Source organism: Novosphingobium sp. 11B (assembly GCF_054589055.1).
In genome coordinates, this window is sequence record NZ_BAAILP010000205.1 from 39697 (window position 1) to 50292 (window position 10596).

The window sequence follows — 10596 nt, forward strand, 5'->3', positions numbered from 1 at the left end:
AAGCGTCCTTCAGCTCGCCGTTGGTGATCACCGGCGTCTGCACCGCCGTGCCCGCATAGGCAGCGGTGATGCGGTCGATCGGAGCATCCTTGAAGGTGATGTACGAGGCCGCCGCGTCGATGGTGAAGGCCGGGCTCGGCGAATAGCTGGTGCCTGCCGAGAAGTTCCAGCGGTTGCTGTCCGGCACGCGCGCGTCGCGGTTGCCGTCCTGCGTCGGGGTGATGCCGCGCTGGAAGCCGGTGCGCAGGACCCACTGCGGGTTGACCTGATAATCGGCGCCGATCGCCCAGGTCCAGCTGTTGCGGTAGTTCTCGGGGATCGACTGGTTGATCGGCGCGCCGATGTCGATGGTGTCGAACTCGCTCCAGCCCATGCGCACGACCTGCGCGTTGAGGGTCAGGCTCTTGCTCATCTGCGCGCGGGCGCTGCCGATGAACATCCAGGGCGTGCTGAACGAAGCCTTGGCGTCGATCGTGCCGTTCTGCGCCGCGAGCGGACCGGCCAGCCCTTCGAGCGTCACCGTGCCATCCAGCTTGTGCTTGATCGAGGACTTGTAGGCGAAGCCCAGCGAGACCGGGCCGTCATGGTACTGCACACCGGCCGACCAGCCCACATCCCAGCCGTTGCCCTTGAGCGTCTGGTGCCCGTCCGCCAGCAGCGGCGACAGGTTGGGGAGGTAGTTGCCCAGCGTCGCATCGACGTACTCGATGTTCGCCGCGCCGCCGATGTAGAGGCCCTTGGCCAGTTCCACCGCGATCGAGGGCTGGATGTCGTACGTGCGCAGCTTGGTCTTGTCGGCGCTGTAGCGCGCCCAGCTGTCGGCGTCGTAGTCGGTGGTGAACGAATAGGGTGCCGTCAGCGACAGGCCCACCGCCACGCGGCCGAACCCATAGGCGATCGCTCCCGAAGGCAGGTAGCCGTTATCGATCGGGTTCTTCGCCACCGGATTGCCGCCGACCGAGGCCGGGGCCTGCTGCGGCCGCACGATCACGGTGCCGTTGTCCACGACCTTGCCGCGCGGCAGGATCGCGCTGGCGCGCACGGATGCCTCGCCGCCCTGCATGCCCGCGATCGAAGCCGGGTTCCACCAGAGGGAATCGACGCCGGTATCAGCCGCCTCGCCCGAGAAGGCGCGGCCCTGTCCGCGGACGGACTGCTCCTGAAGGTAGAACGCCTGCGCGCACGCAGATCCGCTCCACGCGAAGGCGACGACGCTGGCCGCGCTCGCAAGGAAGATGCGGTTGTACTTGGTATGCATTCGGTACTCTCCCTAGGTAATTGCTTTTTGGCAGCTACTTAACTGCCGCGCGGCTTACTTGATCCGCGTCCATGTCTGGGTTTTGCACAGCGGCCAGACGATGCAGCCCTTGAGCTTGAGGGTGTCCGCGCCCGCCGGGGTGATCGTGGCCTTGTAGGTGCCGCCGTCTTCCGGGTTGTAGATCGTCCCGCCCGACCAGGCGTTGCCGTCCTGCTTGAAGCCGCCGAGGATCTGCAGTCCCTTGAGGCGGCGGTCGCGCTTGGACGCGTCCTTGTTGTTGATGTCCTTGAGTTCCGGGTTCTTCAGGATGTTCTCGGAAGACACCAGCTTGCCGCAGATCGAACCGCCGCAGCGTTCGATCTCGACCACGCCGTGCTTGGCAGGCGTACGCCACGAGCCGGCCAGCGCGCCCGGATCCGCCGCCACCACCGGCGATGCGGCGACGATCGCAGCGCTGGAACCCAACGCCAGCGTTGTAAGTTTAAGGAAGTGCATTTGCGACCTCTCCATCTCTCTCGCCCGGATTTCTCTGCTGGAACCGCGCCCCTGACTTCGCAGGTGACGACCGATCCCGACCGGATGGACTCGGCATATCCCAAAATTTGCTTGACGTATAGGGAAAGATTCGCACCTTAAGGGAAGACGTTCGGGAGAACGAGGACCGCTATGGATTCGGCACTCAAGCCGGCCGGGTCCGCCCATGGAGAGGAATGCATGCAAAGCGTCGTGATCGCGGGCTACGCCCGTTCGCCGTTTCACCTGGCCAACAAGGGCGCACTCGCCCGCGTCCGCCCCGACGACCTCGCCGCGCAGGTGATCCGGGGGCTGATTTCCAAGACCGGCGTGGAGCCCGCCGATATCGAGGACATTATCGTCGGTTGTGCTTTTCCCGAGGGAGAGCAGGGGCTTAACGTCGCGCGCCTGATCGGCCAGATTGCGGGACTGCCGCAGTCGGTCGGCGGGATGACGGTGAACCGTTTCTGCGGCTCCTCGATGAGCGCGATTCACATCGCCATGGGCCAGATCGCCGTAGGGGCTGGCGAGGTATTCATCTGCGCCGGTATCGAATCGATGAGCCGGGTGCCGATGAGCGGCTTCAACCCGCTGCCGAACCCGGCGCTGGCTAAGTCGACCGCCGCTTATATCGGCATGGGCGAGACGGCCGAAAACGTCGCCACCCAGTATCAGATTTCGCGCGGCGAACAGGAAGCGCTCGCCGTCGAGAGCCAGAAGAAGGCCGCCGCCGCGCGCGAAGCAGGCAAGCTGGCCGATGAGATCGTGCCCATCGAAACCAAGGGCGGCACCGTCAGCGAGGACGGTACGATCCGTCCCGAAACCACCGCTGAAGCCCTTGCTGGCCTGAAGCCCGCGTTCGATGCCAACGGTTCGGTGACGGCGGGCACGTCCTCGCCGCTGACCGATGGCGCCAGCGCCGTGCTGGTGACCACCGAGGACTATGCGCGTGCCCATGGCCTGCCGATCCTCGCGCGCATCAAGTCGGTGGCGATCTCCGGCTGCGCGCCCGAGACGATGGGCCTTGGGCCGATCCTCTCCAGCCAGAAGGCGCTGGAGCGTGCCGGGATTTCCGCTGGTGATCTCGACGTGGTGGAACTGAACGAAGCCTTCGCATCCCAGGCACTTGCCTGCATCAAGGACCTCGGGCTCGATACCGCCAAGGTGAACATCGACGGCGGCGCCATCGCCATCGGCCACCCGCTCGGCGCGACCGGTGCGCGCATCGTCGGCAAGGCGGCATCGCTGCTCAAGCGCGAGGGCGGCAAGTACGCGCTCGCCAGCCAGTGCATCGGCGGCGGGCAGGGCATCGCCACCGTTCTGGAGGCCGTGGAATGAGCCAGCCGATCAAGAAAGTCTGCGTCATCGGCGCGGGCACCATGGGTGCTGGGATTGCCGCACAGGTCGCGAATGCGGGCGTGCCGGTGCTGCTGCTCGACATCGTGCCCAAGGAAAGCGGCAACCGCAATGCCGTGGCCGAAGGCGCGGTGGCGAAGATGCTCAAGACCGAGCCCGCGCCGTTCATGAGCAAGGTCGCCGCCAAGCTGGTCGAGACCGGCAACATCGAGGATCACCTTGAAAAGATTGCCGAATGTGACTGGGTGATCGAGGCCGTCATCGAACGCCTCGATATCAAGCAGGGCCTTTATGCCAGGCTTGAGGCGGTGAAGCGCGAGGGGACGGCGGTGTCGTCCAACACCTCGACGATCCCGCTGGCGCAGCTGGTCGATGGCCGTTCCGAGGCGTTCAGGCGCGACTTCCTCATCACCCACTTCTTCAACCCGCCGCGCTACATGCGGCTGCTGGAGATCGTCACCGGGCCGGATACCGATGCCGGTGTCGCCGCGAAGGTCGAGCAGTTCGCCGACGTGGCGATGGGCAAGACGGTGGTGAAGGCCAAGGACACGCCGGGATTTATTGCCAATCGCATAGGCACTTACTGGATCCAACTGGGCCTCAATGCGGCCTTCGATCAGGGCTTGAGTGTCGAACTGGCCGATGCCGTTGCGGGTAAGCCGATGGGCGTGCCCAAGACCGGGATCTTCGGCCTCGTCGATCTCGTCGGCATCGATCTGATGCCGCATCTGCAGGCCAGCCTTACCTCGACGCTGCCCAAGGACGACCCCTACCACGCCATCGCGCGCAGCCATCCGCTGATCGAAAAGATGATCGCAGACGGCTATACCGGACGCAAGGGCAAGGGCGGATTCTACCGTCTTAACAAGGAGATGAGCCGCCGCAAGGAGACCATCGACCTTGCGACCGGCGAATACCGCGAGACCATCCGCGCCACCGGTCCCTCGGGCAAGGCGGGCCGCGGCGACCTTCGTGCGCTGGTCGAGACCAAGGGGCCGATCGGCGAATACGCCTGGGCGGTTCTGGGCGGCACGCTGGCTTACGCGGCTTCGCTGATTCCGTCGGCGGCGGACGATGTCGTGGCGATCGACGATGCGATGAAGCTCGGCTACAACTGGAAGGCCGGGCCGTTCGAGATGATCGACAAGCTGGGCGCCGCCTGGCTGGCACAGCGCCTTGAATCCGAAGGGAAACCGGTCCCGGAAATCCTGAAGGTGGCGGGCGACAGGCCGTTCTATCGCATCGAAAACGGCGTGCGACAGGCACTGGCACTCAGCGGCACCTACGAGGACATTAAACGCCCCCAAGGTGTCCTCAGCCTTGCCGACGTGAAGCTGGCAGGCAAACCGCTGTTGAAGAATGCCTCCGCCGCGCTGTGGGACATCGGCGACGGTGTCACGGCCCTCGAATTCACCGGCAAGATGAACGCGCTCGACGGCGAGGTCATGACGCTGATCGTCGAGGCGATCCCGCTGGTGGCATCGAAGTACAAGGCCCTGGTCGTCTACACCGACGCCGACAACTTCTCGGCGGGGGCCAACCTCGGCCTCGCGATCTTCGCGGTGAACATCGCCGCGTGGAGCGAGATCGAGAAGCTCGTCGCAGGTGGGCAGATGGCGTACAAGGGCTTGAAGTACGCGCCGTTCCCCGTGGTCGGTGCGCCGGCGGGCATGGCGCTGGGCGGCGGGTGCGAGATTCTGCTCCATTGCGATGCCATCCAGGCTCATGCCGAACTGTACATGGGCCTCGTCGAATGTGGTGTCGGCCTTGTCCCGGGCTGGGGCGGCAATGGCGAACTGCTCGACCGCTGGCAGAGCAATCCGATGATGCCAAAGGGGCCGATGCCTGCGGTCGCCAAGGTGTTCGAGACGGTGTCCACCGCCTCGGTTTCCAAGTCTGCGGCGCAGGCGAAGGAGATGCTGTTCCTGCGCGCGGACGATGCGATCACCATGAACCGCGATCGCCTGCTCTACGACGCCAAGCAGAAGGCGTTGTCGCTGGTCGAGGGCTACAAACCGCGCGAGGCCCCGCACTTCCGCCTGCCCGGCGAGAGTGGCCGCACCGCATTGTCGATGGCGGCCGAGGGCTTCCGCAAGCAGGGCAAGGCGACCGACTACGACATGGTCGTCTCCGACGCGCTGGCGACGGTGCTGACCGGCGGCGAGGCCGATCTGGTCGATGTGGTGAGCGAACAGGAACTGCTCAAGCTGGAGCGCGAGGCGTTCATGCGGCTGGTCCGCAGTCCGCGCTCGATCGCCCGGGTGGAGCACATGCTCGAAACCGGCAAGCCGCTGCGCAATTGAGATAACAGGGCGGCCACCGCGCTGCCCGAGGAGAGTGACACATGCAAGTCTATGAGGCGCCCCTGCGCGACATGCGGTTCGTGATCCACGAACTCCATCAGGACGACGGCTTCGGCAATCTGGAGGCGCTGGAGGAATTCAGCCCCGACCTCGTCGATGCCGTGCTCGAAGAGGCGGCGAAGGTGGCGCAGGAAGTTCTGCTGCCGCTCAACCGCTCCGGCGACATCGAGGGCTGCGTGCTGGAAAACGGCGTGGTCCGCACCCCCAAGGGCTTCAAGGAAGCCTACGAGATGTTCCGCGACGGCGGCTGGTGCGCGCTCGCGTCCGATCCCGAATGGGGCGGGCAGGGCCTGCCCGAGGCGGTGAACAAGATGACCGAGGAGATGATCTGCTCGGCCAACCTCTCGTTCAGCCTCTACCCCGGCCTGACGCACGGCGGCACCACCGCGATCGAGGCTTACGCCAGCGACGATCTGAAGCAGTTCTACCTGCCCAAGATGGTCTCGGGCGAATGGTCGGGCACGATGTGCCTCACCGAGCCGCACTGCGGCACTGACCTCGGCATGCTGCGCACCAAGGCCGTGCCGCAGGAGGATGGCTCCTACAAGCTGACCGGCGCCAAGATCTTCATCTCGGCGGGCGAGCATGACCTGACGCCCAACATCGTCCACCTCGTCCTCGCGCGGCTGCCCGATGCGGCAGAGGGCGTGAAGGGGATCAGTCTGTTCCTCGTGCCCAAGTACCTGCCGAAGGACGACGGCACCCCCGGTCCGTCGAACGGGGTCTCGGTCGCGGCGATCGAGCACAAGATGGGGCTCAAGGCCTCGGCCACCTGCCAGCTCAACTTCGACGATTCCACCGGCTGGATCGTCGGCAAGCGGGGCAAGGGCATGGAGGCCATGTTCAAGATGATGAACACCGAGCGCGTCTCGGTGGGCGTGCAGGGCCTCGGCGTGGGCGAGGCGGCCTATCAGTCGGCCGTCTACTACGCGAAGGGCCGCCTGCAGGGCCGCTCGCTGTCGGGGGTGAAGAATCCGAACGGCCCCGCCGATCCGATCATCGTCCACCCCGACGTGCGCCGCATGCTGATGACCATGCGCGCCTACAACGAAGGCTGCCGCGCGCTGGGCGGCTGGGTCAGCCGCGCGCTCGATGCCGAGAAGCACGCGACCGACCCGGCGGTGAAGCAGAACGCCGAGGACTTCATCGCGCTGATGACCCCGGTGGTGAAGGCGCTGTTCACCGACCTCGGCCACGAAAGCGCCAATCTGGCGGTGCAGGTCTATGGCGGCCACGGTTACATCGCCGAGAGCGGCGTGGAGCAGTACGCCCGCGATGCGCGCATCGCGATGATCTACGAGGGCACCAACGGCATCCAGGCGCTCGATCTGGTCGGGCGCAAGATGCCCGCGCACATGGGGCGCTACTTGCGCAGCTTCTTCCATCCGGTGTCGGCTTTCGTCGAGGCGAACAAGGCGGACGCGCAGTTCGGTCCGATGATCGCCGCGCTGGAGAAGGCGTTCGGTGCGCTGCAGCTTTCCACCGGCACCATCGCGCAGAAGGGCATGAAGGATCCCGAGGAAGCAGGCGCTGCGGCGACTGATTACCTGCGGCTGATGGGGCTGGTGGCGATGGCCTACTGCTTCGCGAAGTCGGCGATGATCGCGCGGGACAGGCTGGGCGAAGGCAGCGAGGACGCGGGCTTCTACAAGGCGAAGCTGGCGACGGCGCAGTTCTACTTCGATCGCATCCTGCCGCAGGCGACGGCGGCGTTCCTTGCGATCAAGGCGGGCAAGGCCTCGATGATGGCGCTGGAAGACGCGGCGTTCTGATGGGGGAGGGGTGGGGGTTGCCCACCCCCTCGTTCTAAAATCCGTCATCCCCGCGAAGGCGGGGACCCATCTGATGCCGGTGCAACAGGCTCTGTCATCAGTTGGGTTCCCGCCTTCGCGGGAATGAAGACGTGTAAACGAGAGTGACCTCTCATTCCCCTCCCGCTTGCGGGAGGGGGCAGGGGTGGGCCTCTATTAAGCCGCCACCGTCTCCGGCCGCATCAGTTCCTCGGCCATGCGATCGGCCACGACCGGCGGCGGCAGACCGTCGCTGGCGGCGGTGTCCAGCAGTTCGCGCATGCGCGGACCGATCGCCATGACCCGGCCGCGCACTTCGCTTTCGCTCTCGCCGAGGTATTCGGCCGCGACGTTGATGATGCCACCCGCGTTGGCGACGTAGTCCGGGGCATAGGCAATGCCGCGCTCCATCAGCAGGTCCGCGACATGCGGCGCGGCAAGCTGGTTGTTGGCCGCACCGCACACGACCTTTGCGTGCAATGCCTCGACCGTCGCGTCATCGAGCGCACCGCCCAGCGCGCAGGGCGCGAAGACTTCGGCCTCCACGGCGGCGATGCCCGCGATCCCCATGATCCGCGCGCCGGTTTCCTCGGCGAGACGCGCGCAGCGCAGCGGGTCGATGTCGGCAACCACCAGCTTCGCGCCCGCGCCGTGGAGCAGCCGCGCCAGCCCCGCGCCGACATTGCCGACGCCGGAGATCGCCACCGTCACGCCCGCAAGGCCGCTTCCGTAGCGGAACTCGACCGCCGCCTTCATCGCCTCGAACACGCCGAGCGCGGTCCAGGGCGAGGGATCGCCGCCGGCAAGGCCCGGCAGCGCGGTGCGGCCCGCGACATGGCGGGTATGGCGGGCCACGCACTCCATGTCGGCGACGCCGGTGCCGACGTCCTCGGCAGTGACGTAGCGGCCATCGAGCTTCTCGACCGCCTCGCCGAATGCCTCGAACAACGCGCGGCGGTCGAAGTCACCGGCGGGGCGGCGTAGCACGGCCTTGCCGCCGCCGAGCGGCAGGTGGGCCATGGCGTTCTTGTAGCTCATGCCCTCGGCCAGCCGGAAGGCGTCGCGCATGGCGGCTTCGGGGTCGTCGTATGTCCACAGGCGGCAGCCGCCCGCCGCAGGCCCGCGCGCGGTGGAGTGAATGGCGATGATGCCGTCAAGACCGGCGGCTTCGTCGGACAGGCGGACATATTCGATCGGCGGCATCATGCGCCGGGTCTGGGCAACCATCGTCAAGGCTCCATGCGGGAGTGGTGTTAGCCCCTGCATTATGCCGGGGGAGGCGAGGGCGTTCTGACCTCATTTGGAGTGCTTTACGGAAAATTCGACGCGACGAAGTCGGGTGTGCCGTGATATTCGGCGAAAATGACCGAGCTTGATCCATATGAGCGAAAAATTCTCCGCGAACTGCAGCGCGACGCGAATCAGACCACGGCGCAGATCGCCGAGCGGGTGGGCCTGTCCCCCTCGCCCTGCTGGCGGCGGATCGACCGGCTGGAGCGCGAGGGCTTCATCCAGCGCCGCGTGGCGATCGTCGACCGGCACAAGGTCGGCCTCAACGCGCATGTCTTCGTGCAGGTGAAGCTGAACGCCCACGGCCGCGCCAACCTCGACGAATTCGCCGCCAAGATCCGCGAATATCCTGAGGTTCTGGACTGCTACGTGCTGCTGGGCTCGGTCGATTTCATGATCCGGGTGGTCGCCGAGGACATCAGCGCCTATGAGCGCTTCTTCTTCGAGAAGCTGTCCCAGCTTCCCGGCGTTCAGGAAATTACCTCGACGGTCGCGCTGTCGGAGATCAAGGCGACGACGGCGTTGCCGATCTGATGGGGCTTCGACAAATTGTGCCTGACCCTTCGACAGGCTCAGGGTGAGCGGGGGTAGTGTAAATTCCCAATTCCGCTCAGGCTGAGCTTGGCGAAGCCCCCTCGGTACAACCTGCCAGCGGTTCTGGATGATGAAAGGTTTTGGATGTCGCAACCCCTCACGATCGAGCCCACCCCCGAAGCGCCGCAGCTGACGGACAGGATGCGCCTCAAGGCCATCGTCGCGGGCTCTGCGGGCAATCTGATCGAGTGGTACGACTTCTACGTGTACGCCTTCACCGCGCTCTATTTCTCCTCGGAGTTCTTCCCCAAGAGCGACGCGCTGGTGCAGGTCATGGCGACCAGCGGCATCTTCGCGGTGGGCTTCCTGATGCGGCCGATCGGGGGATGGTTCTTCGGGCGCTATGCCGACCGGCACGGGCGGCAGAAGGCGATGGTCGTCTCGGTGCTGATGATGGGCGCGGGCGCGCTGCTGATCGCCGCGCTGCCGACATACGCGACGATCGGCGTCGCGGCCCCGGCGCTGCTGCTGGTGGGACGCATGCTGCAGGGCTTCTCGACCGGCGGGCAGTACGGCACGGCGGCTACGTATCTCTCCGAGATCGCCGGGCCGAAGCGACGCGGGTTCTGGTCCTCGTTCCAGTACGTCACGCTGATCGGCGGGCAGCTGACCGCGACGCTGGTGATCCTGCTGCTTCAGCAGCTCCTGGGCGATGCCGGGATGAAGGCGTGGGGCTGGCGCATCGGCTTCCTGATCGGTGCCGTCGCCGCCGGATGCATCGTGCTGCTGCGCGACCACATGCACGAAACCGCCGACGCCAGGGACCGTGAAGGCGCCGAGGCTGGAAGCCTTGCGGAACTGTTCCGCCACTCGACCCGCGCCTTCCTGATCGTCGCGGCGCTCACGGCGGGCGGCAGCCTGATGTTCTATTCCTTCACCACCTATATGCAGAAGTTCCTCGTCCTGACCGTCGGCATGGCCAAGGAGACGGCGACGCTGATGATGACGGCGGTGCTGATCGTGTTCATGATCCAGCAGCCGCTGATGGGCCTGCTCTCCGACCGGATCGGGCGGCGCAACAACATCGTCGCCTTCGCCGCGCTGGGCGTGGTGTTCACGGTGCCGCTGTTCAGCGCGCTGGCGGTGACGAAAAGCCCCGTCACCGCGTTCCTGCTGATCGCGGCGGGGCTGACGATCTGCAGTTTCTACACCTCCGTCAGCGGGCTGTTCAAGGCGGAGCTGTTCCCCGTCCATGTCCGCGCGCTGGGCGTGGGCCTTGCCTATGGTGTGGCCAACGCGCTGTTCGGCGGCACAGCGGAGAACGTGGCCTTCGCCTTCAAGCAGATCGGCATGGAGCACGGCTTCTACTGGTACGTCACTGCGTTCTGCGTGGTGTCGCTGGTGGCGGCGCTGATGCTGCCCGACACCCGCCGCGAAAATCCGCTGGACCGCGTGGCCACGGCCTAGAGCCTGCATCGTCGTGGGGGGGGGA

General features: G+C 66.0%; 8 protein-coding genes. 5 read left to right on the top strand and 3 right to left on the bottom strand.

Going from position 1 to position 10596, the window contains the following annotated elements; genetic code table 11:
- Together ACYPYD_RS18825 and ACYPYD_RS18830 are read right to left on the bottom strand one after the other, a co-directional pair.
- Positions 1-1258: OmpP1/FadL family transporter (locus ACYPYD_RS18825; RefSeq protein ID WP_459664797.1), on the bottom strand; the 1258-nt coding region annotated here is incomplete at its 3' end.
- 54 nt (positions 1259-1312) lie between these two features.
- Positions 1313-1753 carry a DUF2147 domain-containing protein gene (locus ACYPYD_RS18830; RefSeq protein WP_459664798.1) on the bottom strand — a complete coding sequence of 147 codons (441 nt, stop codon included), beginning with the start codon at positions 1751-1753 and terminating at the stop codon, positions 1313-1315.
- A gap of 219 nt (positions 1754-1972) precedes the next feature.
- On the opposite strand from ACYPYD_RS18830, the gene ACYPYD_RS18835 reads away from it, so the two are divergent.
- Genes ACYPYD_RS18835 through ACYPYD_RS18845 form a run of 3 tightly spaced genes read left to right on the top strand, consistent with a single transcriptional unit; the run spans position 1973 to position 7262 of the window.
- Positions 1973-3109: a thiolase family protein gene (locus ACYPYD_RS18835; RefSeq protein WP_459664800.1), complete on the top strand. Its 1137-nt coding sequence runs from the start codon at positions 1973-1975 to the stop codon at positions 3107-3109.
- Positions 3106-5430, top strand: coding sequence for a 3-hydroxyacyl-CoA dehydrogenase/enoyl-CoA hydratase family protein (locus ACYPYD_RS18840; RefSeq protein WP_459664802.1), 2325 nt, complete (start codon positions 3106-3108; stop codon positions 5428-5430). The genes ACYPYD_RS18835 and ACYPYD_RS18840 overlap by 4 nt, the downstream gene beginning before the upstream one ends.
- Positions 5431-5471: 41 nt before the next feature.
- Complete coding sequence (locus tag ACYPYD_RS18845) at positions 5472-7262, top strand: acyl-CoA dehydrogenase C-terminal domain-containing protein (protein ID WP_459664804.1); 1791 nt, start codon at positions 5472-5474, stop codon at positions 7260-7262.
- A 195-nt stretch (positions 7263-7457) separates the two neighbouring features.
- On the opposite strand, the gene ACYPYD_RS18850 is transcribed toward ACYPYD_RS18845, so the two are convergent.
- Positions 7458-8507 (bottom strand): Leu/Phe/Val dehydrogenase, encoded by a 1050-nt coding sequence (locus ACYPYD_RS18850; RefSeq protein WP_008832263.1) that lies wholly within the window; start codon positions 8505-8507, stop codon positions 7458-7460.
- 135 nt (positions 8508-8642) lie between these two features.
- On the opposite strand from ACYPYD_RS18850, the gene ACYPYD_RS18855 reads away from it, so the two are divergent.
- A complete protein-coding gene (locus ACYPYD_RS18855) occupies positions 8643-9104 on the top strand; it encodes an Lrp/AsnC family transcriptional regulator (protein ID WP_036522468.1) in 462 nt (153 codons plus the stop codon).
- 144 nt (positions 9105-9248) lie between these two features.
- A complete protein-coding gene (locus ACYPYD_RS18860) occupies positions 9249-10571 on the top strand; it encodes an MFS family transporter (protein ID WP_036522470.1) in 1323 nt (440 codons plus the stop codon).
- Positions 10572-10596: the final 25 nt, after the last annotated feature.

What these genes read in the sequence shown, in the direction of transcription:
- ACYPYD_RS18830 (WP_459664798.1), bottom strand. Translation starts at nt 1,753, where the DNA reads ATGCACTTCCTTAAACTTACAACGCTGGCGTTGGGTTCCAGCGCTGCG.
- ACYPYD_RS18835 (WP_459664800.1), top strand. Translation starts at nt 1,973, where the DNA reads ATGCAAAGCGTCGTGATCGCGGGCTACGCCCGTTCGCCGTTTCACCTG.
- ACYPYD_RS18840 (WP_459664802.1), top strand. Translation starts at nt 3,106, where the DNA reads ATGAGCCAGCCGATCAAGAAAGTCTGCGTCATCGGCGCGGGCACCATG.
- ACYPYD_RS18845 (WP_459664804.1), top strand. Translation starts at nt 5,472, where the DNA reads ATGCAAGTCTATGAGGCGCCCCTGCGCGACATGCGGTTCGTGATCCAC.
- ACYPYD_RS18850 (WP_008832263.1), bottom strand. Translation starts at nt 8,507, where the DNA reads ATGGTTGCCCAGACCCGGCGCATGATGCCGCCGATCGAATATGTCCGC.
- ACYPYD_RS18855 (WP_036522468.1), top strand. Translation starts at nt 8,643, where the DNA reads ATGACCGAGCTTGATCCATATGAGCGAAAAATTCTCCGCGAACTGCAG.
- ACYPYD_RS18860 (WP_036522470.1), top strand. Translation starts at nt 9,249, where the DNA reads ATGTCGCAACCCCTCACGATCGAGCCCACCCCCGAAGCGCCGCAGCTG.